20 protein-coding genes, 1 tRNA gene and 1 CRISPR repeat array (1 of these 22 running past the window's edge) are annotated in these 21,625 nt (G+C 39.6%); of the genes, 10 read left to right on the top strand and 11 right to left on the bottom strand.

Annotated elements, in window-relative coordinates; translation table 11 throughout:
* Positions 1 to 14: 14 nt before the first annotated feature.
* From JBF11_RS01375 to JBF11_RS01360, 4 genes are all read left to right on the top strand, one after another.
* Entirely contained in the window at positions 15 to 1,016 is a 1,002-nt protein-coding gene (locus tag JBF11_RS01375) for a TAXI family TRAP transporter solute-binding subunit (RefSeq protein ID WP_334315598.1), read from the top strand.
* A gap of 89 nt (positions 1,017 to 1,105) precedes the next feature.
* On the top strand, positions 1,106 to 2,995 hold the full coding sequence (locus JBF11_RS01370; protein ID WP_334315597.1) for a TRAP transporter permease: 1,890 nt from the start codon (positions 1,106 to 1,108) through the stop codon (positions 2,993 to 2,995).
* Positions 2,996 to 2,998: 3 nt separating this feature from the next.
* Entirely contained in the window at positions 2,999 to 3,886 is an 888-nt protein-coding gene (locus JBF11_RS01365; RefSeq protein ID WP_334315596.1) for an amidohydrolase family protein, read from the top strand.
* Positions 3,887 to 3,904: 18 nt separating this feature from the next.
* The gene (locus JBF11_RS01360; protein WP_334315595.1) at positions 3,905 to 4,594 is read left to right on the top strand and encodes a TIGR04076 family protein; all 690 of its coding nucleotides are present in this window, start codon (positions 3,905 to 3,907) and stop codon (positions 4,592 to 4,594) included.
* 21 nt (positions 4,595 to 4,615) lie between these two features.
* Here JBF11_RS01360 and JBF11_RS01355 read toward each other — a convergent pair whose 3' ends face one another.
* The 5 genes from JBF11_RS01355 to JBF11_RS10165 form a co-directional block, all read right to left on the bottom strand.
* The gene (locus JBF11_RS01355; RefSeq protein WP_334315594.1) at positions 4,616 to 5,518 is read right to left on the bottom strand and encodes a LysR family transcriptional regulator; all 903 of its coding nucleotides are present in this window, start codon (positions 5,516 to 5,518) and stop codon (positions 4,616 to 4,618) included.
* A gap of 708 nt (positions 5,519 to 6,226) precedes the next feature.
* Positions 6,227 to 6,303 (bottom strand) — tRNA-Glu (locus JBF11_RS01350).
* 660 nt (positions 6,304 to 6,963) lie between these two features.
* Entirely contained in the window at positions 6,964 to 7,326 is a 363-nt protein-coding gene (crcB, locus tag JBF11_RS01345; RefSeq protein ID WP_334316300.1) for a fluoride efflux transporter CrcB, read from the bottom strand.
* 88 nt (positions 7,327 to 7,414) lie between these two features.
* The gene (locus JBF11_RS01340) at positions 7,415 to 9,121 is read right to left on the bottom strand and encodes a hypothetical protein (protein ID WP_334315593.1); all 1,707 of its coding nucleotides are present in this window, start codon (positions 9,119 to 9,121) and stop codon (positions 7,415 to 7,417) included.
* A 134-nt stretch (positions 9,122 to 9,255) separates the two neighbouring features.
* On the bottom strand, positions 9,256 to 10,395 hold the full coding sequence (locus JBF11_RS10165) for a carboxymuconolactone decarboxylase family protein (protein WP_334315592.1): 1,140 nt from the start codon (positions 10,393 to 10,395) through the stop codon (positions 9,256 to 9,258).
* A 321-nt stretch (positions 10,396 to 10,716) separates the two neighbouring features.
* On the opposite strand from JBF11_RS10165, the gene JBF11_RS01330 reads away from it, so the two are divergent.
* Positions 10,717 to 11,232, top strand: coding sequence for a flavodoxin (locus JBF11_RS01330; RefSeq protein WP_334315591.1), 516 nt, complete (start codon positions 10,717 to 10,719; stop codon positions 11,230 to 11,232).
* 37 nt (positions 11,233 to 11,269) lie between these two features.
* On the opposite strand, the gene JBF11_RS01325 is transcribed toward JBF11_RS01330, so the two are convergent.
* The 3 genes from JBF11_RS01325 to mnmM all read right to left on the bottom strand — a co-directional run bounded on the left by JBF11_RS01325 (position 11,270) and on the right by mnmM (position 13,231).
* On the bottom strand, positions 11,270 to 12,181 hold the full coding sequence (locus JBF11_RS01325; protein WP_334315590.1) for an AraC family transcriptional regulator: 912 nt from the start codon (positions 12,179 to 12,181) through the stop codon (positions 11,270 to 11,272).
* Positions 12,182 to 12,279: 98 nt separating this feature from the next.
* Positions 12,280 to 12,564: a putative quinol monooxygenase gene (locus JBF11_RS01320; protein WP_334315589.1), complete on the bottom strand. Its 285-nt coding sequence runs from the start codon at positions 12,562 to 12,564 to the stop codon at positions 12,280 to 12,282.
* Entirely contained in the window at positions 12,533 to 13,231 is a 699-nt protein-coding gene (gene mnmM, locus JBF11_RS01315; RefSeq protein ID WP_334315588.1) for a tRNA 5-(aminomethyl)-2-thiouridylate-methyltransferase MnmM, read from the bottom strand. The genes JBF11_RS01320 and mnmM overlap by 32 nt, the downstream gene beginning before the upstream one ends.
* 247 nt (positions 13,232 to 13,478) lie before the next feature.
* Here mnmM and JBF11_RS01310 point away from each other — a divergent pair, with 247 nt between their 5' ends.
* Genes JBF11_RS01310 through JBF11_RS01290 form a run of 5 tightly spaced genes read left to right on the top strand, consistent with a single transcriptional unit; the run spans position 13,479 to position 18,989 of the window.
* Positions 13,479 to 14,492, top strand: coding sequence for an ABC transporter permease (locus tag JBF11_RS01310; RefSeq protein WP_334315587.1), 1,014 nt, complete (start codon positions 13,479 to 13,481; stop codon positions 14,490 to 14,492).
* Positions 14,489 to 15,430: an ABC transporter permease gene (locus JBF11_RS01305; RefSeq protein ID WP_334315586.1), complete on the top strand. Its 942-nt coding sequence runs from the start codon at positions 14,489 to 14,491 to the stop codon at positions 15,428 to 15,430. The genes JBF11_RS01310 and JBF11_RS01305 overlap by 4 nt, the downstream gene beginning before the upstream one ends.
* 20 nt (positions 15,431 to 15,450) lie before the next feature.
* Positions 15,451 to 17,031, top strand: a complete 1,581-nt coding sequence (locus JBF11_RS01300) for an ABC transporter substrate-binding protein (RefSeq protein WP_334315585.1) — start codon at positions 15,451 to 15,453, stop codon at positions 17,029 to 17,031.
* A 51-nt stretch (positions 17,032 to 17,082) separates the two neighbouring features.
* Positions 17,083 to 18,102 carry an ABC transporter ATP-binding protein gene (locus tag JBF11_RS01295; protein ID WP_334315584.1) on the top strand — a complete coding sequence of 340 codons (1,020 nt, stop codon included), beginning with the start codon at positions 17,083 to 17,085 and terminating at the stop codon, positions 18,100 to 18,102.
* Complete coding sequence (locus JBF11_RS01290; RefSeq protein WP_334315583.1) at positions 18,099 to 18,989, top strand: ATP-binding cassette domain-containing protein; 891 nt, start codon at positions 18,099 to 18,101, stop codon at positions 18,987 to 18,989. The genes JBF11_RS01295 and JBF11_RS01290 overlap by 4 nt, the downstream gene beginning before the upstream one ends.
* A gap of 245 nt (positions 18,990 to 19,234) precedes the next feature.
* Here the strand turns inward: JBF11_RS01290 and crn3 are convergent, their stop codons facing one another.
* The 3 genes from crn3 to JBF11_RS01275 all read right to left on the bottom strand — a co-directional run bounded on the left by crn3 (position 19,235) and on the right by JBF11_RS01275 (position 21,328).
* Complete coding sequence (gene crn3, locus JBF11_RS01285) at positions 19,235 to 19,489, bottom strand: CRISPR-associated ring nuclease Crn3/Csx3 (protein ID WP_334315582.1); 255 nt, start codon at positions 19,487 to 19,489, stop codon at positions 19,235 to 19,237.
* A gap of 10 nt (positions 19,490 to 19,499) precedes the next feature.
* Positions 19,500 to 20,654: a Card1-like endonuclease domain-containing protein gene (locus JBF11_RS01280; RefSeq protein ID WP_334315581.1), complete on the bottom strand. Its 1,155-nt coding sequence runs from the start codon at positions 20,652 to 20,654 to the stop codon at positions 19,500 to 19,502.
* A 62-nt stretch (positions 20,655 to 20,716) separates the two neighbouring features.
* Positions 20,717 to 21,328, bottom strand: coding sequence for a hypothetical protein (locus tag JBF11_RS01275; RefSeq protein ID WP_334315580.1), 612 nt, complete (start codon positions 21,326 to 21,328; stop codon positions 20,717 to 20,719).
* A 174-nt stretch (positions 21,329 to 21,502) separates the two neighbouring features.
* Positions 21,503 to 21,625: direct repeats of the CRISPR family, unit length 36 nt; unit sequence GTTTTATTATCCCTTTAAATCAGGTCGGACTAAAAA (it continues 442 nt past the right edge of the window).

Below are 21,625 nucleotides of genomic sequence, written 5' to 3'. Positions count from 1 at the left end.
AAAAGGAATTTATTATGTTTAATAAAAATTATAACATTACTGTATTATTATGTTTGAGTCTTATCTTGCTATCTTTTACTTCTTATAAAGCAAAGGCAGAGGAAGACGGAAGCAGTATTAAACTTACCTTGTCAGGCGGTCCCATGGGCGGTGGTGCTTCCATGGCTTTAGCGGCTTTTATGAAAGCGTTTTTGGCAGAATATCCAAAAGCTACTTTGGATCTAATGCCAGGCAACGGTACAGCAAATCCCATCAGAGTTTCTAAGGGACAAGTCAATATAGCACATGCTCAAGCCTCTTTGCTTGCTGCTTCACAAAAAGGCACAGAACCATATAAGGAAACATGTCCTAATCTGCGTTCACTCTTTAAAATTAATGATGATTGCCGCTTATTGCTCTTTGTTCGTGATGATGCACCTATTGCCAGTTTGGAAAGTATTGCGGCAAATAAACAGGCAATTCGCTTTAGTCCTGCAACAAGAGGTTCAACCAACGATATGTTTTCACGCTGGACATTGGATGAATATGGCATTGACTATAATAAAATGAAAGAATGGGGCGGAGAAGTTACCTATATTTCATTTGATGCCATGGTGGACGCTATGAAAGACAATCAACTTGATATGGTTGGCTGGAATGGTCCTGGCTGTCCTGCATTTTTACGTCAAATTATGCTTAATAAAGACGTTCGTTTTCTTCCTGTTGGTGAAAAGGAAATTGAAAACTTGAAAACTCGCGGTCTGCATGCTTCCGTGATTAAAGCCGGTGAATTTGAAGGATTGCCAAAAGAGGATGTTCCTTGCGTTGCTGACGTTACAGAAATTATCTGTTCAGCTGATTTACCGGATGATGTTGCCTATAAAATTGTTGAAATTTGGACTAAATACAGCAAGGATATTGCATTAGCCAACCCCGGATATGGCAGCTATGATCCAGAAATTTCCTGTAAGGGTACTGCTCTTCCCTTACATCCGGGTGCAGAAAAATATTACCGTGAAGCTGGATGGTTAAAATAATTTTTATGGGGTATAGCGTTTTTATACGATATACTCCGTCCATAACTCATATTGATAATAGACGTTATTTTGATTGAAAGGAGATTTTTATGAATAATGCCCTTCGATCCTTGCTCCAACCTATCTTTATAGTGCTTGCTGTTTTTCTTTGTTGTTTTCAGGTTTATACAACTTCTGGTATTTTCATGGTCAACTCAACCTTGCAGAGAGTCGCCCATTTAAGTATTGTTCTCTGTCTTGTTTTTCTTTTTATTCCTGTTTCAGGAAAATATAAAAAAGAAAAGTATGAGCCAACCATATTTGTTTTGTTTGATATTTGTCTTGCAGTTTTGGCATTAGCAGTAGCAGCATATTATTTTCTCAATGAAGTTGCCATAGTGGAACGCTTTGCCTATGTCGACCCGGTAGAAGATATCCAAATACTTTTGGGTACAATTCTTATTGTATTAGTTTTGGAAGCTACCCGCAGGACATCAGGATTGCCCTTAGTCATTGTAGCATTGTGTTTTATCGCGTATGCATTGTTTGGTGCTAATCTTCCCGGACCGTTGGCACATACTGAAATTTCCTATGAGGCTTTAATCGAACAGCTTTTCCTTCTTACAGAAGGTATTTATGGCGTTGCTATCACAGCAGCAGCAACCATGATCTTTGCTTTTGTTTTGTTTGGTTCTTTTTTAGAAGTTTCCACCATGAGCAATTTATTTATTGATCTTTCCTGCTTGCTCACAAAAAAGACAAAAGGCGGACCTGCTAAAGTTTCCATCTTTGCATCAGCTCTGTTTGGAACCATATCCGGTTCAGCTCAAGCAAACGTGTATGGTACGGGTATTTTTACTATTCCTCTTATGAAGCGTGTAGGGTATCAGCCCCATTTTGCAGGTGCTGTAGAGGCTTGCGCTTCAACTGGCGGTCAGCTTATGCCTCCTATTATGGGTGCAGCAGCATTTATTATGGCCGATGTTACTGGACTTGGTTATTTGACTATTGCTAAATCTGCTCTTTTGCCATCTATTTTATTTTACCTTTCATTATATTCCATGATTCATTTTGAAGCATTAAAATATAATATTGGTACAATGCCGGAGGAAGAAATCCCCTCTAAACAATCTGTTATTTCTCGTTTATATTACATGCTTCCATTGGCATTCATCATTATTGTTATGGTAATGGGAAGAAGTGTTAATTCCGCTGCTTTTGCAGGCTGTCTTGTTATTTTTTTACTTTCTCTTTTTAGAAAAGAAACCCGCCTTACTCCTCCACGTTTAAAAGATGTTGCTGTATGTGCTGCCCGCAATACGCTCATGATTAGCAGCTGCTGTGCATGTGCTGGCATAGTTGTTGGGATAATTGGACTGACAGGCGGTGGTTTTAAGCTCATCAATTTGATTATGAATTTCATCGACGGCAATCTCTTTCTTTTGCTTGTTATGCTGATGATTACCTGTTTTATCGTTGGTATGGGCGTTCCGACTGCTCCAGCATATATTATTGTTTCTGTTCTTGCTGCTCCTGCTATGATTAAATTAGGCGTGCCTGTTATTTCAGCACATATGTTCTGTTTGTATTACGCTGTATTATCAACAATAACACCTCCTGTTTGTATGGCCGCTTTTTCGGCAGCAGGCATAGCAGAGTCGAATGCCATGCGTACCGGGTTCACTTCTGTAAAGCTAGGTGCCATTGCGTTTATTATTCCTTTCTTCTTCGTCTATCAGCCAGAACTCCTTTTTACAGGCAGTGTTACTGAAATTCTCAGCGTGGTTGTTACTTCTGTCATTGGTGTAATTGCTTTGACAGCAGGATTACAGCAATATTTTGCGGCTCGCTGCAGCATTATTGAATCAATTATTCTTTTTGCTTCAGGTTTATGTCTTGTATATCCTGGAATGTTTACTGACGTCATTGGTGTTGGAGGTATAATTTTTATTTATGCTTATCAACGGTATGTTAAAATGCGAAAGAACAGAATGGAGTAATATATGCAACAAATTATTGATTTTCGCAGCAGACCTCCTTTTGGTAATTTTGTACATGATTGGATTTTTCGTTTAGATGATGTTCCCGGTAATCCAGGGCTTAAAAGTAAATTTCAAAAGATGGAAATGGATTTGCCCAATTCTTTGCTTCAACAATCTATGGATGAATTTTTCGTGGAAAATGAGCGATGCGGCATTATACACAGTATTATTCCCATGCGAATCTTACCTAACCAAAATAACAATGACCTTGTAGAACTGCTCACGAAATGGCCTGACAAATTTACTGGTTTTGCAGGACTTCGTCCATATGAAGACGGCAGAGAACAAGCATTGGCTGATATTCAAAAATTTGTTCGTGACGGACCGTGTATGGGAATTTATATGGAACCAGGGCTTGACCCGCATCCATGGTTCGTTGATGATGAGTATTTATTTCCTCTTTATGAATTTTGCGAAGAAAAAGATATTCCCATATATCTTCTTTATGGAGGAGTTTTTCATAAAAGCAATGCACCTGATTACAGCATTTATTCCCCTGCACGCATTGAAAAACTGGCAGGAACTTTTCCAGGTTTACGCATATTGCTTTCTCATGCCTGCTGGCCATGGACAACGTATGCGTGTGCTGTGGCCATGAATTGGGAAAATATATGGCTTTCACCTGATGGATTTATGATTGATCATCCGGGTTCACAGGATTATATCCTTGCAGCCAATTATCGCTTACAGGATAAAATAATTTTTGGCAGCCTTTACCCCAGCGTGCCGACTGAATATGCCGTAAAACGATATAAGGAAATGCTTCGTCCGGAAGTTTTGGAAAAGATTTTTTATCTCAATGCAAAAAGATTTCTAAATAAAAATGTTATTTCAACTTGTTATCACTAATTATGAGGAGTATTAATAATGGATAAACAAAAAAGAATACCGCTTAAAGTTACTGTTCTCAGGGTAATGAAAACCGAAGATGTTTTTGATAAGCCTATTCCCGAACAAGTTTCTCATGCTCCAAATTGCTGTGCAAGACTAAAAGAAGAGCAAGTTTTTATTATTGATGAAAATGGTGAGTGTTCAGTGGATTTCCCCTGCACATGGGCATGGCATGATCTTTTCCCCGTCATCACAGCTATGCAGACAGGCGGACATTTTGTTATGAAAAAAAGACCTGGAATTCAATATTCCTGCTGTACTGACGGAACAATGCCCGTTGTTTTTAAAATTGAATATCTCGACAATGAACATCAAAATGAAAAAAATATACAAGAAAAATATGTTGGAGAAAAAGAAGGCAATATACGTTGTCCACTCAAAATTACAGTTGTAAAGACAATGATGCCGGGAGATATTTATAAAAATTCATTACCAGAAGTGGATATGCCGCATAATGAGCCAATGCTTAAAGAGGGACAAAGTTTCATGGTAGGAGAAAATGGACGCTGTCCTGAAAATTTCCCAAGTTTTGCATGGCATGACCTTAATCATTATGTGTTATCTCTTCAACTGGGTGGAAATTTCCCTGAATTTCCTAAAGGAACAGTCTATGCGTGTTCAACTGACGGATTATTTCCTGTTTTCTTCCACTTGGAACGGGTTTAATATTTTCAGCATGAAAGTATTTTATTCGCGTGTAATTTTTGCGTTATCACAAAGCAATTCGATAACTTTATTACAAGCAGGGGAAACATAGTTATCTTTTTTCCAAATAATCACAGGTTGGAATGTCAGTTTTGGCAAATCTATGGGCAGCACTACATGAGGCACTGTCTGTGAACACTCTGTATGATGAAGTATTGCAACCGCAGGTAGATCTTGGAGGGTGTCTATTATCCAATATGGTGTTGGCGTGTCTAAAATAACATGTGGTTTAAGATTTTTTTCCTGCATGGCAATCATAAAAGGACGCAGTGATCCACTATTTGTCCAACGTCTTGAAAGCAATAAAGGAAATTTTGCAAGTGTTTCTAAAGAAACAGGATTTTCTTTTGGTACTTTCAAAAGAGGTGACCAAACAGAAACAAGATGCTGTTCTGTCAGAGGAACAGCGGTATAGTTACTGTTCATAAGCGGCAAATGGAGAATGGCTAAATCAAGACTGTGGCTTTGTATTTTATTTTCCAGTAAAATATTGTCTGTTACCAATAATCGTATATGAATCCCTGGAAAATCTTTTTCCATAGCAGGTAAGATAGCTTTTAAAAATGATAGGCAAAAACCACTGCAACCTAAACGAACTTCACCAAATATGCCGCCATTATTGATAAAAGGATTTTGAATATTTTGCTGTAAATCGTCTAACTGTGTTAAAATTCTTTGTGCTTCAATATAAAAGGATTGCCCTTGTTCAGTGATTTGCCATTTGCCTTTTTCCCGATAAATAAGTGTAATCCCAAGTTCATCTTCTAATTCTTTTAAGGATAAGCTTAAACTTGGTTGGGTAATGTGTAAATACTTGGCAGCACGGCTGATTTGCCCTTGTTCAACGATAGTGCAAAAATAGAGAAGACGGCGAAAATCCAGCATGTTAGGCTCCGTTGATATGCTTATATAACAATACATTACATGAAAAATAGTATATTGATTTTTTCATCGATTAAAAATGTTGTGCTTTTTGTATATTATCCATAATCCCCTAAAGAATATTTTTTTTGAGCTGAATTGTCAATTCAAGTACAACACACCTCATACAGAAAGCCTTCAACCGGTATTTTTTCATTTAGGTCTTACCGCTATCATTATTGTTGTTTTTCTGATACTCATTTTAAAGGCTAAAAATCCTTTTAGCTTTCCTTGTTCACTTATAGTAAAATGTTTTAGCTCAATAGTGATACTCCCAGCAAATTTGTCAAAAATAGATTCTAAACAAGATTTATCATTGAGTTACTTTTTATTCAACTGTCACACTTCGGTTTACAATTAATTTTATAAATGAAAATACTACTATTGAATTAATAGGATAAAAAGCCATTGAGATAATTTAGAAAAAATGATAAAACATAGTAAAATTTCAGACCATAAATTTGGTTTTTCAAAAATTTGGAAGAGAAGACGGATTTAAAATCTTGCATAATATTATTTTAGAAATCCACAAAGTTGCACCTAATTTACCTCCTATTAGATTTTCTTAAATTTTAAGCTTGGATATAGAAATACAAAAAATTTTTTCGCTTTCTCTGAGGGGAATAAAAAACAAAAAGGACTTAGAGAAAACTCTAAGTCCTTGAAAATTTTTGGCGTCCTCAAGGGGATTTGAACCCCTGTTGACGGCGTGAAAGGCCGCTGTCCTGGGCCGGCTAGACGATGAGGACGTATGCCGTGAAAAGTCTTTTATGTGATATTGCATGCTTTGTCAAATGTTTTTTACAGAAAAAAGAAAAAAATTTAAAATTTTTCTTTTTTTGTATCGCTTATTCAACATTATTTATTTTTATTTCAACAAGTTATATTTTATAAACATATTTCACGCTTCAAACAAATTCGGCTTTCTATAACGCAACGTTCATATTGCAGTTTACAGCTGTCACATCTAAAGACAGTGAAATATCTTTTAAGCACTATCAAATAATTATCCAATCTATTAACTTCCTTTATGATATTGGCATCATTCAATGACATTAGCTGAAAGAGAGTGGGATATTTTATAGTTAAAACGGGAATAGTTCAGGACATGCTGGAACATAGGGGGATATGGTTTTGTAATAGCGTTACAAGTATTGAAATAAAAAAGTATAAAAAACGAGCTAAAAATTTATTCAGCTCGTTTTTTTATTTTCGTTTAGTTAAAATTTGAATTACAACAAACTACCCTGAACCGGAAACTTTCTATTTTTTCTTTTCCCATTGATTATTATATGGATTTGATTATGGGAAATTTCATATTTTTTTGAAAATTCCCTGTAATAACATTCCGGAAAATCACATAAAAAAACTATTCAAACAAACGCCGTTATCGGCATGCAACAACCGTTTCAATTCGCAATGCTGAAAAACAGTTTACCAAGGTTCATGCCTCCGTACACGGCTGCAAGGCAAAGGCTGATACTCAAAGCAGCATAAGCCAAAGCAGGCAAAAAACGCTGCTGAGCAAGCATCTCGAAAAGTTCGAGGGAAAACGTGCTGAACGTAGTCAATCCGCCGCAAAAACCAACCGTCAACGCCAATCTGCAAACATCCGACAATTCCGTCCTATTCATAAAATATGCAGACAAAAAGCCGATAATAAAACTGCCGAGCACATTCGCAATAAAAGTGGACAAAGGAAAACACGGACCCGAAACATGACGATGCCAACCAAATAACGCAAAACAGCCCCGATTCCGCCCCCGATGAATATTGCAAAAGCCTGTATCATCGCTTTTCCTTCACATACACAAAAAATTAAACCAACCAAACCGCCGAAGCGGCTAAACTGTTCCGCTATCAATATTCATGTTTTTCCGCAAGAAGTTTCAACACTTTTTTATAATCGGCATTCCATGTCGATTTATACAATTCCTCTAAAATTTTATAAATATCATGCTCATAATATTTATGTTTTCCCAAAAACAAAAATTTCTTCCGTTCATAAAAAAGGTCAACGCACAAGGGAGCAAGACGCAGATTATAGCAATCATCCAGCGCAAGCATAGTGGACAAATTTCCCTCTCGCAAAATATTTTGCACAAGAACAACACAATCACCAAAATTTTTATAAAAATCAGTAATAATTTTCTGTTGTTCCTCGGAAAAATTTTCATTCTTCAAATCATCAGCGGATAAAATAAGCGTTTTCTCCGCATCGGAAAGTTCAAAAGTAAAAAATCCTAAGTTTAAGTTTATATAATGATTAACCCGCTCATCTTTTGATTTAAGTTTCAATAAATGTTTTCTCTTTTCGATTTCCGTAGTTGAATTATAGTAATCCGTGTCATACAGCAGGGTCAATGCTGATTTTCTCGGTGCGATATAGCCAAGTTCAAGCAAAATAATCGCCTCTTCCAAAAAGAATTTATATTCGTTCCTTGCAATATACGCATGAACCAATTCCCCAAGCCCTTTGAGCAATGTTTTATCGTTTTTATTAATGATTTCTTTAAACTCTTCAAAGGTAAAGCGCTCAAAAAACATATGCATCAAATTGTCAAACAACTCACTGTTTTCATAATCAGAAAAAGAGCTGAGCAACATCCCCAAATAAGGATAATTCTTGAATTTCAAACAAAATTCCAAAAAGAACTCTTTGCCCTGCCAAAGGGCGGTTTCATAATAACTGACACTATTGTAACCAAAAACATTTTCCTGCAAATTGATGTGTTTAAAACGATTGCAAAACGTCAAAATATCTTTATTTCTCAATGCTTCGTCCATACAAGCGTAATTCGTTGTATACATAGGCGAATACCCTAAAAAACGCAGCAAAGCCTGATGTTTCAAATTGCAATTCTCATCCCAGTCATGATATGTTTTTTTCAGTTCCAAACCGTAAAGCAGTTTTTCGTGATAATTGGGTCTGATATAGATGATGGAATCCGCAAGCAGCCCTTTTACAGGATACGCACTGAGAAACGCCTTAAATTCTTCCACGGAATATTCATCTGAAAACAAGTAATTCCAAATGGTCGCATTCGCTCCGCAATGGAGGTTCAAATAACAGTGATGTTCTTTTTCAAGCTTTGCGAGATACTTTATCGCATCTTGCGGTCTTAATTCATTTAAAAGGATACGCGTACGCTCCGGACAGAAAAGATCCGGACTTGATATTTTTGTGAATGAGTCTATGCAGCCGCTCACCCTTTCATACGGAAAATCCCCTTCTGCCTTATCATAAAAAGAACTGAGCGAAATCCCTTTCTTATATTCATAAATATTGGCCCCGTGCTCCAAAAGAAAAAGCGCGGCTTCCTGCTTATTGACGGCATAATAAACATTAATGAAATATTCTAAATAATTATATTCATTTTCTGCGGCACGGAAATTGATATCCTGCCCGTTTTCAAGCATTTTCAGGGCGATATCCATGCGGTTATTTTCCAGGGCAAGACGGAATAAATCATGATTTTTATAAAAAACCGGATATTCTTTACCGCTAAAATCATATTCATCGATGCTTCCGTTTTTTATGATTGCAGTGTAAAGTTCTTTGCCCATATCACCGTCTTCTTTTTACCAAAACAATTCCTGATTTTTTAAACAACTTTTTATTAACTTTCAAGAAAAAAAACACAAAAAAAGACGGACCGGCAAAGCCCGCCTTTTCGGCAATTTCTCATGCGATTTAAAAATTACTTATGCAAATTCAGGTAGTCTTCGTCGGAAACCGGTTCAAGCCATTCATTTGAGCCATTTTTTGCAGGAACCTCAATGGCGATGTGCGTGAACCAACTGTCTTTCTTCGCCCCGTGCCAATGCTTCACGCCGGCAGGAATGTTCACAACATCGCCGGCTTTCAAAGAGCGAGCTTCTTTTCCCCATTCCTGATACCAACCCTCGCCGAACGTGCAGAGAAGAATTTGCCCGCCTCCTTGCTCCGCATGGTGAATATGCCAATTATTGCGGCAGGCAGGTTCGAAAGTCACGTTAGCAACGGCAACTTGCTCTTTTGTAAGCATATTCAAGTAGCTGTTGCCCTTGAAATATTGCGCGTAAGCTTTATTGAATTCCCCCAAGCCGAACGGTATGTCAAGATTATTCATTTCTTCCTCTCTGGAAACAGCTGCTTGTTTTAAAACAATTCCAATTTGCTTTTTGGCATTGCTGCCGTATTTTTTACCTAAACAGCCGCCAATCACATCGGCATATTCAAAAAGCTGTTCATGAGTCCAGCCGACTTTCACACAGGTTGCCAAATGGGCTTGAAGCTGCGGATCAACATCATCAATCCCTGCGAGAATGGCAACGGTAATCAGTTCCCTGTCTTTCCATGTCAAAACATCACGCTGAAAAATATCGCCGAATAAGTGCGCTTTCAAATACTGGTCGATTTGCGGTGCAAAATCATAAAGCCCCCCTTTTACTTCCCGTCCGAAAAGTTTCGTCTGATTTGCCGTACCGAATTCCAAGCTTGTTTGATTTGCGGGCACGGGGCTTGCCGTTTTACCGATAACATCGTTTATTCCTTGCGCTTTTCTCTTTTCAAGAACAGCGGAAAAAGCCGCCAAGCCATTCAAACTTCTCGGAAACCCTGCATACGCATAAACTTGAACCAATAATTCTTTGATTTCATTGACAGTCAAGCCATTTTTCAATCCTTGTTCCAATGCTTTTTCCAAATCCCGCAAATTTCCTTTTGCCGTGAGAGCGGAAATGCTGATCATGGACTTTTCCTTAGCTGTCAACACATCTTCACTTGCCTGCGCTTTCATGTTCACTCCTAGCATACCTATGCAAACCAAAGTTATCGCAATAGCATTTAAAACTTTCATTACGCATCACTCCTTGCATGATTTCAGTGTATAATCATAACATATCAAAACATCCTGAAAATAAAATGAATATTTTTCCAAAAAAATTGCCTAAAATTACCATGCGCACCAATATTAATTCATAAAAGAAAAAATCAGGCAATTTTTTGCAACAATCGTATCTATAAAATACAGCCAAGCCAATGTATTTTACAATCATGGATAATATTTTGAAAATTACAAGGAGGAAACAATATGAAATTACACACGCTATCAAGAAGAACATTTTGCAAACTTTTATCATTAGGTGCCGCTGCAGGCATCGGAGGAGCTATCCCCTTTATGTCCACAAAAACATTCGCTTCGGCAAATACAACCCCGAAATCCCTGATTGTGTATTTTTCCCATTCAGGAAACACAAAAAAAATTGCACAATTCATTCAGGAAACATTAAACTGCGACAGTTTCGAAGTTAAACCTGCAAAGCCTTACCCAACAGATTATGATACACTTGTCAACCTCGCAAGAGAAGAAAAAAATAATCATTTCCGTCCGGAACTCGCAGGAACAATTCCAAATACCGGTAACTATCAAACTATTTTTGTCGGTTATCCAAGCTGGTGGGGAACAATGCCCATGCCTCTGTTCACATTTTTCGAACAGATAAATTGCAGCGGAAAAACCATTGTTCCATTCACAACCCATGAGGGCAGCCGTTTTGGACAAAGCCTGCGCGACTTGCAAACCCTTTGCCCCGATGCAGTCCTTCTTGACGGTTTTGAAACCCGCGGCTCAAGAAGCGCAAATGCAAAACAAGACGTTCAAACATGGCTTAAAACAATTAATATCGCGCAATGACACAAAAAAAGCTTCGAGCAAAACTCGAAGCTTTTCATTATCCCCAAAAAGAATTTTTCCGTTTTGTCATATCCCTGTGGGGCGGTTCGCCGAACATCCGCTTATATTCCCTATTGAACTGCGTTACACTTTCATATCCGACACGCAGCGCCGCCACCGAAGCTTTTTCATTTTCCATAAACATAAGGCGCTGCGCTTCGTATAACCGAAGCTGCTTTTGATACTGCAGGGGACTTGAACCTGTGACATCCTTAAAGTGACGGTACAGGCTCGAAACGGACATATGCACTTTTTTAGCAAGGTCTTCAACAATCAAAGGTTCTGCCACATTTTCTTTTAAAAAGGAAATCGCCTGTATGACATTGTTCTTATCAGAGCCTTGGGCGTATAAACCATATAACACCCCGCCCTGTTTTCCGATAAGCACCAAATAATGCAATTCTCGCAAAATCATCGGCGCCCGCAGACTGATTTGATCGGGTTTATCCACAAGTTCAGCCAAGCGGTACAGACATTCCAAAATTTCAACATCGACATCACCGACAGAAAAACCGAATTTTGAAGGCGCATAAGGAATATTGTGCTTTTCCATTTCAAGAATGAGTTCCGACAGCATTTTCCTGTCAAGATAGAAAAAAAGCGAAAGAAATTCCTCATAAGGTTCTTTGACAAGAAAATTTGAAGAACTTTTTGCGTCAACACCGGAAACAATGCATTTATTTTTTTCCAAATGATATTCCTGATTACCGAGTATGGAAATTTTATGTCCTTGCAACACAACGGAAACATGAGGTTTTACGAAACATTTATCTGTTTGGTTTATTTGTTTTTTCCGCACAAAAAATAAACTTGGGACAGCAGTTTGAAAAATACCGTCCCCCGGAGTGTTCCGTTCCACAATTTGCTTGAGTTTTTGATTGTATATGCCGATTTTATTTTGAACTTCCATACAAACTCCAAAAATTTATTTCAGACATGATAACCCAAAAAAATGTTTTTGTCAATCAGGCAAATAAATTTCTCTCCTTAACCTGTCATAAAAACTGCCTACAAAATTTTTGCATACACATTTATTTCATGTTGTTCCCGCATTTTCCCGAGTTGCGGCACAATTCTTTTAAAATGCTCCGATTCGGAATGCGCTTTCAAATATTCTTTGCTTTCCCAAGTTTCAAGCATGGTCAAAATACACGGATTTTCGATATCCTGAAATAACTCATAAGAAAGACAGCCTTTTTCGGCACGTGATTTTTCAACCAACTCTTCATATAATGAAAGAGCGTTTTCAATGCTTCCTTGTTTAAATAAATTTTTTGCAATTACTTTGATCATGGTTTCCCCTTTTCCTTATTTGTAATTTTTCCAATACGAAAAGATACTCCAAATAATGTTCCCTGTTCATATCGGAAACACAAAGAACGCGCCAGAGCTTCGGTTCAAGCCTTGAAACAAAACCTGAAACCGCCCGGTATTCCTCAAGCCCTCCTTTATGCCCCGTATAACAATGCACACTGATACAGCCCTGAGGAACAAGACGCATGCAAATTTTTTCCAAAGCCTCAAGGCTTGTTTCCGCTTTTGTAGCGACAAAATTTTCTTTCCGCTCTTTTCCGGGAAGATAACCGAGATTAAAAACCGCCCCTGCCAAAAGAACATCTTGAGGCAAATATTCAAGAATTTTTTCATGCCCACAAAGAATGAGTTCCGCTTCCAGTCCGCATTGCTTCAAACGTTCAGCGGTATTGACGAGCGCCTGTTCCTGCACATCGCAAGCAAGCACACGGACATCCTGCTGCAAAGCCTTGCCAAGTCCTGCCAAAAAACACGTGTCATGCCCGTTTCCTGCTGTTGCGTCTATACAATAAATTCTCTCGCATTGCCGGGAAACGGCACATACCGCGCGCTGCAACGCACTGTGTGCCAAAACATCCGGCAAGGAGGGACGGTCCGCCCCGGAATGAGGCGGAACAAAGCCGTTTTGTTTTTGCTGATTATTCATACCCTTATCCGCAAACGAAATGGAATATCGCCATGGTATACAATATCCGTTTTTTTTACAATGAATAATTGTTTCCAAATGGAAATTATACCGAATGCAAAATTATCAAGCTAACATTGCAAAACCATTCAATTAAAATTTGCACGAAAAATCACGGGGAATTTTTTTCATTTCCGGCTTGACAGAGGACAACGCCTTTGTTAGGTATGGTGTTACGTTTTTTATTTTCGTAACACGAAAGAAGTATATGATGAAGCATGCACTCATACGCCATAAATCCTTTTCCGCCGCCTGCGCCGGAATGAAACTTTGTTTTCAGCTTGCCGCCATGCTTTTCATTTTGGCGCTTCTTGTTTTTTACATTTCACGCCTCACCCCCGGAGACCCTTTGCAGTCTTTTTACGGGGACGCCGTGCAAAGCATGACCCAGGAACAGCTTGACGCCGCCCGCGTACGGCTTGGCTTGAACGACAGTATCTGGGTGCAGTTTGTCAAATGGACAGAACAAACGCTGCGAGGAAATTTCGGTATTTCCTTACGCTATAAAAGACCCGTGCTTGAAATTGTTCTGCCGCTTCTGAAAAATACGCTTATTCTCGGCGTTATTTCCTATGTTCTTGTTTTCTCTCTCGCCATAGGGTTGGCGCTTGTCTGCGCAAGGTTTGAAAACAAGTGGATTGACAAAATCATTTGTAAAATAGGCACAATGGCTTTTTATACGCCCGCTTTTTGGCTAGGGGTCGTTTTTGTGTTGATTTTCAGTATAAACCTGAAATGGCTGCCCGCAAGCGGCGCCTATGATTTTGGAAAAGCGAACAGTCCGCTCAACCGTGCCGCTCACCTTGTTCTGCCTGTCAGCATAATGATTATCAGCCATTTTTGGTATTACGCCTATATGATACGCAACAAGCTTTTGGACGAAACCCGCAAAGATTACGTTTTGTTGGCAAGAGCGAAAGGATTGGGCAAAATGCAAGTGCTGACAAAACATTGTTTGCGTAACGTGATGCCCACGATAATCAATATCATGGCTGTTTCCGTTCCTCACCTCATCAGCGGGACCTATGTCGTCGAAACCGTTTTCAACTACCCTGGCATTGGCTTACTGGCTGTTTCTTCAGCCAAATACCACGATTACAATTTGCTGATGCTCATTGTTCTCATTACCGGGTTTCTCATAATCATCAGCAGTTTCATCGCCCAATACGTCAACGAACATATCGACCCGAGAATGAAAAACACGGATATCATCACACTATGAAAAATACCGCACAACAAAACCAATTTCCAGCAATATCCGAGCCTTCCCTTACAAAAGAAGATTTTAAACTTGTGGGTGCGAATTATCAGCAAGAACCTCAAGAAATCACGCCGAAGAAAAGGAGGGACAGCACATTTCCCTTCTTTTCGGCGGTATTGTTATGCGCTGTCATTCTCGCCTGTTTTTTCTCCCATTTGTTTGTCAACCACGATCCCGCACAATTCTATCTTTCCCACTTGAATGAAGCGCCGAACAAAGAATTTTGGTTTGGCACGGATTCTTTGGGCCGCGATATTTTTTCCGTGCTTTGGAACGGGGGCAGAACCTCGCTTCTTATCGGCATTGCAAGCAGTTTCATCGCAACGGTTATCGGCATCACGTATGGCTGCATTTCCGGCTGTGCTTCTTCTTTGATTGATACAATCATGATGAGAATCGCAGAACTTTTTCAAAGCATTCCTGTTTTGCTCACCCTTTTGCTGCTCCTTTCCTTACGGGAAAAGCAAAGTGTATTTTCCATTTCCGTAATTATCGGCATAACAAGCTGGTTCGCCTTAGCCCGTATCGTGCGGGCGGAAATCCGCCAAATACGCAACAGTGAATATATCGTATATTCACGGCACACAGGCGCTTCCTTTTTTTGGATAATGCGTAAGCATTTAATACCAAATGTCATTTCAGCCGTTATGTTCATTGTGATTTCCTCGGTCAGTGTCAATATGGCAATGGAAGCGACGCTCAGCTTTTTAGGGCTCGGTCTGCCTCCGGAAGAACTTTCCTTAGGCAGCATGCTTGCTCTTTCCAACCGGGCTTTGCTCTTGAATACATGGTGGGTCATTTTGTTCCCGGGCTTATTCTTAATCGTGACACTTTTTTGCATCACACAAATCGGACACAGTTTCAGACAAGAAAATTGCAAAGGTTTCAGCAACTTATAACACAACAAAGGAGCGTTTCCATGAAAATTCCGTTCATGAAAAACCTGTTTCAAAAACTCAAAATTCCTGCTCTGTTTCTCATCGCGCTTTGCTTTATGCCAAGTGCCGCCGCCCAAAACGCTTTTGCGCAGGACACGGCAAACACGCTTGTTTACGCCGGCGAAAACGAAGATACTATCAATCCCATTCTGAACGAACACCAAGAACTGCCCACCATTATTTTTTCCGGTTTGCTCAAATACGACGGCAAAGGAAATGCCATTCCCGACCTTGCGGAATCTTTCCGGTACGATGAAAAAAGCATGACTTACACCTTTAAAATCCGTGAAGGCGTAACATGGCACGACGGAACCCCTTTCAGTCTTGAAGACATCATTTTCACCTACAATGCCTTGACAAAAGATGAAAATTTAACGTCTTCCATTTTAAGCAATTATGAAGATATCGCGTCCGTAAGCTCTCCGGCTCCGCAGCTTCTTGAAATAAAAATGAAACGCTATAATGCCGCCATGCTTGGCAATTTCACAATCGGCATTATTCCCAAACACTTGTTTGAAGGCAAGGACATCAACACCGCCCCTGCAAACCATCACCCAATCGGCACAGGACGCTATAAATTTATCGAATGGGATACGGCGGGAGGCATGATTATTTTGGAACGCAATGAAAATTATTACGGCAAAGTCCCCAATATTGAAAGAGTTATCTATAAAACCGTTGCAGTTGAAAGCACAAAAGCCCTTATGCTTCAAGCGGGGGAAGCAGACCTCGCATGGCTCAACGCAAATTATGCGGAAAACTTCCGCGGAAAGCAAGGGTTCAAAAACATTGATTTCACTACTGCCGACTACCGTTCCGTTTCCATGGATTTCAGAAGTGAATTTTGGAAAAACAATGCGGACTCCATCGGCATTTTAAATTATGCGGTGGACAAACAAGCCATTATTAACAGCGTTCTCAACAAACAAGGCATTCCCGCTTACAGCCCTATCCAGCTTAATGCTTACGGCGGAAATAAAAAAGCGGATATTTATCCTTATGACCCGGAAAAATTCGCAGAAGAAATGGCGAAACTCGGCTGGAAAAAAAATGCACAGGGCATATATGAGCGGAACGGACAAAAATTTTCCTTTACCATCCAAGTCCGTGACTACGAAGAAGAACGCATCGATATTGCAAATATCACAGCCCGCCAGCTGCAAAACGCCGGTGTTGACATGCGTATCGCCCTTGTCACCCGCTTTGACTGGAAAGCCGATTATAACGGTTTTTTGGCAGGCTTTGCCGTACAATTTGACCCTGACGGCATATATAAGGATTTCGTAACAGGCGCAAGCGACAACACCATGCACTACTCCAACGCGGAAATCGACAAATTGCTCAAACAAGGACGCGTCACAGCGGACAAAGAAGAAAGGAAAACAATTTACCGAACGTTTGAGGAAGCCTATGCCAAAGCTCCGGGACATTTGCTCATTGCCTATCTGCATGGCAATTATGTAAGCACGGAACGTTTAAGCGGTTTGGACACGGAACGGGTACTCGGACACCATGCCGTCGGAGTCATGTGGAATATCGAAGACTGGACGCTAACCGATTAAAAACACAAAAACCAAACGGCATGGAACGTTCATGCCGTTTACAAAATGAATATGAAACAAATTCTTTCAATCAAAAACCTTTCTGTTTCTTTTACGACGAATGCCGGCACCGTCCATGCTGTCCGGGATATTTCCCTTAATATCAATGAGGGGGAAACCCTCGCCATTGTCGGGGAATCCGGCTGCGGGAAATCCGTCTTATGCCGTTCCGTTATGAGAATATTGCCTGACAACGCGAAAATCCAAGGACAAATCCTGACAAACGGATACGATATTCCAAAACTTGGCGAACGTGAAATGTGCAAAATCCGCGGCGCAAATTTCGGCATGATATTCCAAGACCCCATGTCAGCTCTCAATCCTGTGGTGCCTATTGGAAAACAAATCACGGAAGCTCTTTTGCGGCACAAAAAAATGTCCAAACAAAAAGCCATGGACCGCGCTGTTGAACTTTTGGAGCTTGTGGGCATTGACAATGCAAAAGTCCGTATTTGGCAGCAGCCGCACTTTTTTTCGGGCGGCATGCGCCAGCGCTGTGTGCTTGCCATAGCTCTCGCCCTTTCCCCGAAAATTCTTTTTGCGGACGAACCGACCACCGCCCTTGATGTTACCGTGCAGGCGCGTATGCTCGACTTGTTAAAAGATATTCAGAAAAAAACGGGCATCGCCATTGTTATTGTCACCCATGACCTTGGCGTTGTTGCAAAAATAGCGGATAAAGTCGCCATTATGTATGCCGGAAAAATTATTGAAACAGGCACCGCCCAAGAAATTTTTTATCAGGCGAGACACCCCTATACATGGGCTTTGCTTGGCGCTTTGCCTTCATTAACAGCGCCAAAAAGCAAACTGAACCCCATTCAGGGCATGCCTCCCTCTCTTATCAATCCCCCGAAAGGCGACGCTTTCGCTTACCGCAACGAATATGCTTTGGCTGTTGATTATACATGCCATCCTCCCATGTTTTCCCTTTCCGACACCCATGCCGCGGCAACATGGCTTTTGGATGAACGTGCCCCGCACATCGCCCCGCCGCAGTTCATACAAAAAACTTCGCTTAAAAAATTATGAAAAAAATACCTCTGCTCTCAATACGCGAATATCACCAAATTTTTCCTGTCGGAAAACTGCACCATATCCATGCCCTGCACAATATCAATCTTGATATTTATCCCGGAGAAATTTTCGGATTGGTGGGCGAATCGGGCTGCGGAAAATCCACACTCGCAAAAGCGGTAATGGGAATACATAAGCCCAGTAAAGGAGAAATTTTCTATAAAAATCAGTGTATCTCAAAATCCCGCATAGAAAAAGAACTCAAAAAAACAATACAACGCTCTTTGCAAATCATTTTTCAAGATTCCTCCGTTTCTCTCAATCCCCGCATGAATATAGAAGACTGCATGGCGGAACCCTTTATTATCCATAAACTTTTTCCAAACAAGAAAGAACGGCAAAAAAAAATTGCCGAACTTCTTGAAAGCGTTGGAATGGACAGCTCATTTTTGCAAAAAATCCCTGCCGAACTTTCCGGCGGACAAAAACAGCGTGTCTGCATTGCAAGAAGCCTTGCCCTAGAGCCTGAACTTATTATCGCTGACGAGCCTGTTTCCTCTTTGGACGTTTCAGTGCAAGCCCAAATAATCAACCTTTTCATGAAACTGCGGAAAGAAAAAAACTTTTCCTTGCTTTTCATCGCACATGATTTATCCATGGTGCAATACCTTTGCGACAGGGTCGGCGTACTGTATGCCGGAAAACTTGTGGAAGTCGCTCCGGCGGACGAGCTTTTCAACTCTCCCATGCACCCCTATACGAAAATGCTGTTATCCGCCATTCCGCAGCCTGATCCGATCACAGAAAAAAACAAAACCTTTACCCCGCAAACAAACTTCCTCATCCCCAATCATGCAAAACTGAAAGAGATTTCCCCGGAACACTTTGTTTTGGAAGAATGATTCACAATTCCCACAAGATAAAATGATCCTATTCCAGAAAAAATCTGGGATAAAAAACAAATTTTATACATCATAGAGCATATTTTTAAATAACATAATGGTGTTAGCTAATTAAATCATAATGCGTTGTCTAAAATAAAAGACTCGGTTACGACAGCCCGTTATGATAAATTGCCATCCATTTCATTTGAAATGATAATCAATATGCAATACCAACAACAACCCTAATATTGTCAGTTACAAAATCATATCCGTATATCAAGAATATCACCCTCGCGATACTCCGTCGAATGGCTTGCGACAACAACAACTCCGAGCCTAGGGTCATAAATCCCCACAGCACTCGCCAAACCATGCAAAGCATGAAATGCCATGACATATCGCCAAATAGGAGCTCTGCCTTCAAGAATAACCAAAGCCCCGTGAGGAATGACAGGAAGGGAAGGCAGAGGTTCTGTCGGGGTAATGGGCACTTCCACTCCTATACTATATATAACCATATCATTTTGTTTATTTTTTTCTTTTTTCATTTTCAAAAATTTCTATAAGTGCTTTGCGTAAATTTTTAATTTTTTGAATATCATCTATTACAATAAGATTGTTCTTTTGTGCATGCTTTCTTTCATTTTCAGAAAGAGATTCAAGACTAATCAAAATACCGCGGCCAAATACGCCTCCAATCTTATTATGCAAGGAATCCAGCTTATACATTATATCTCTTGATTTTTTATCGTCATTCATTCTGCAGGTTTTGCATTCAACAAGATACAAAATGTTCTCGCGTACAAAAAGTGCGTCAAGCTCATTATCGGGTTTGGCATCACTATTGGAAACAACTCTGTCAGCATAAATAATTTCAACAGCTCCTTCATAATCCGCAATCTGCTTATTGAGTTCCAATTGAGCCAAAGTTTGATAAACATATTCTTCAAGCCAAATTCCATTACAGAAAGAACGGCTGTCCTCATCCGCAAAAATAAGCGTATCCCCCTGTCGTTCAAGCAATTTTGCCTCTTCACATTTTACAAGCAACTCATCTAACTCTGGTGTCATCTTTTCAATTTTAGAAATTTTACTTTCTTTTGCCCGTGCAGACAGAGCATTCAATATTTTAATCGTGCCAATACGTTGATTTAACAGAATTTGTATTATTTTGCCATGTTCACGTTTTGTTTGCGTCTTATTAACAATTCTAAAACCATAACTATTAAGAATAGTTTGAACATTACAAAAATTAGACAATGCATACTCTTTCTTTTCTTTCAATAAAAATAGTTTGCTATTGGAAGTATCAACATAAAACATTTCTATGCACTGATTGCAGGCGCTTACTGCCGCCATAGTCATAAGCTTTGTTCCGCAGGTAATGTTGAAAGCAAATTCTGTCATCGCTTCATCAGGCAAAGCATTAATAAAATCTTCAATAACACGCTGCAAAGAAAAAAGAGAAATATCCTGAAGCTCCTTCCTTTCTACCTGCACTCCCAAGTTTCTGAAGTTTTGAGCCAACACACCATATTTACCGTTATTCACCATTTCCTTGCTTGTAAGAAGGTAGACCTTTTCAGGTTTCAACGCAGGGTCAAGACACAACAAAAGATTGGGCATGGATTCAGCGGAAACATAACAAATATGGGTTTTAAAGTGCGGAATTTGTTCTTCCATGGATATTTCTCCCTATCATACGGTATTTATTGCGTTATATTACATTTTAAGAATAAAGTATATCACTTTTCTGCCGTTTTTTTCTCTGAAATTATTTCGGAATTATCCCTGCATTCATGAAGAAAAACCAATTCCTTTTCGTAATATGAATTTATTTTTTTCAGTTCCCGCTTATATTCACTGTCATCAAGATTTTTGCGTTCATTCAAATCCCTCTTTCTGCCGTCAACGTCAGCTTTAAGCCTTTCTTCAAGCTCCGCATAGTATGCATCTTTTTCTTCCAAACTGGTAAAACGGCGCTTGTATAAATGCAAAGCGACATTATCCTGATAATCAAAACCGGATTTCGTTGCCAAATCAATAATAATTCCCGGAATACCGCCAAAAATGATATTACCGAAAATCATTCCATTTATACTGGTTTCAATGGTTTCACTGGCAGGAAAATAATCTTCCTTGGTGCAGGTAATGGTAACCGGGGAAGCTTTTGCCGGAATGGTCACATTGGCGGGAATGTTTAAGGTTTGGGTAAAATTTTCTCCTTTTACTTCACAGATTGTTTCTGTGGGATTTGTGTTAATTTGTACTGCCGATTTGTTGTCACTCATAATTGTTGCACAACCAGTCAGTTTAATAAGCCCCATTAATAAAAATGCATAAACTAATTTTTTCATAAATGCCTCTCTGTAATTTTTTTAGCAACAGCTCATAAAGACAGTATGCAAAATTTTTCAAAGAAAAAAAGAGAAGCAATATTGCTTAAAAAAAAGACACGGGTTTTGCCGTGTTTTCCCCCTTTAAATCAGGTCAGACTAAAATGTTGGTAAATGATATTGTGAAACATATTGGTTTTATTATCCCTTTAAATCAGGTCGGACTAAAAAGCGATCCGAACTATCCTTTTATTTCCAATAGTTTTATTATCCCTTCAAATCAGGTCGGACTAAAAACAAGAACTTCGCGACGTGCAA

The sequence above is a fragment of the Taurinivorans muris genome (assembly GCF_025232395.1).
Lineage (GTDB): Bacteria > Desulfobacterota > Desulfovibrionia > Desulfovibrionales > Desulfovibrionaceae > Taurinivorans > Taurinivorans muris.
The sequence above is the reverse complement of the archived record's forward strand: the minus strand, read 5'-3'. Positions and strand labels throughout refer to the sequence as shown.

Bases quoted from the DNA above. Each gene is read 5' to 3' on its own strand.
- JBF11_RS01375 (WP_334315598.1), top strand. From the start codon at position 15: ATGTTTAATAAAAATTATAACATTACTGTATTATTATGTTTGAGTCTT.
- JBF11_RS01370 (WP_334315597.1), top strand. From the start codon at position 1,106: ATGAATAATGCCCTTCGATCCTTGCTCCAACCTATCTTTATAGTGCTT.
- JBF11_RS01365 (WP_334315596.1), top strand. From the start codon at position 2,999: ATGCAACAAATTATTGATTTTCGCAGCAGACCTCCTTTTGGTAATTTT.
- JBF11_RS01360 (WP_334315595.1), top strand. From the start codon at position 3,905: ATGGATAAACAAAAAAGAATACCGCTTAAAGTTACTGTTCTCAGGGTA.
- JBF11_RS01355 (WP_334315594.1), bottom strand. From the start codon at position 5,518: ATGCTGGATTTTCGCCGTCTTCTCTATTTTTGCACTATCGTTGAACAA.
- JBF11_RS01340 (WP_334315593.1), bottom strand. From the start codon at position 9,121: ATGGGCAAAGAACTTTACACTGCAATCATAAAAAACGGAAGCATCGAT.
- JBF11_RS10165 (WP_334315592.1), bottom strand. From the start codon at position 10,395: ATGAAAGTTTTAAATGCTATTGCGATAACTTTGGTTTGCATAGGTATG.
- JBF11_RS01330 (WP_334315591.1), top strand. From the start codon at position 10,717: ATGTCCACAAAAACATTCGCTTCGGCAAATACAACCCCGAAATCCCTG.
- JBF11_RS01325 (WP_334315590.1), bottom strand. From the start codon at position 12,181: ATGGAAGTTCAAAATAAAATCGGCATATACAATCAAAAACTCAAGCAA.
- JBF11_RS01320 (WP_334315589.1), bottom strand. From the start codon at position 12,564: ATGATCAAAGTAATTGCAAAAAATTTATTTAAACAAGGAAGCATTGAA.
- mnmM (WP_334315588.1), bottom strand. From the start codon at position 13,231: ATGAATAATCAGCAAAAACAAAACGGCTTTGTTCCGCCTCATTCCGGG.
- JBF11_RS01310 (WP_334315587.1), top strand. From the start codon at position 13,479: ATGATGAAGCATGCACTCATACGCCATAAATCCTTTTCCGCCGCCTGC.
- JBF11_RS01305 (WP_334315586.1), top strand. From the start codon at position 14,489: ATGAAAAATACCGCACAACAAAACCAATTTCCAGCAATATCCGAGCCT.
- JBF11_RS01300 (WP_334315585.1), top strand. From the start codon at position 15,451: ATGAAAATTCCGTTCATGAAAAACCTGTTTCAAAAACTCAAAATTCCT.
- JBF11_RS01295 (WP_334315584.1), top strand. From the start codon at position 17,083: ATGAAACAAATTCTTTCAATCAAAAACCTTTCTGTTTCTTTTACGACG.
- JBF11_RS01290 (WP_334315583.1), top strand. From the start codon at position 18,099: ATGAAAAAAATACCTCTGCTCTCAATACGCGAATATCACCAAATTTTT.
- crn3 (WP_334315582.1), bottom strand. From the start codon at position 19,489: ATGGTTATATATAGTATAGGAGTGGAAGTGCCCATTACCCCGACAGAA.
- JBF11_RS01280 (WP_334315581.1), bottom strand. From the start codon at position 20,654: ATGGAAGAACAAATTCCGCACTTTAAAACCCATATTTGTTATGTTTCC.
- JBF11_RS01275 (WP_334315580.1), bottom strand. From the start codon at position 21,328: ATGAAAAAATTAGTTTATGCATTTTTATTAATGGGGCTTATTAAACTG.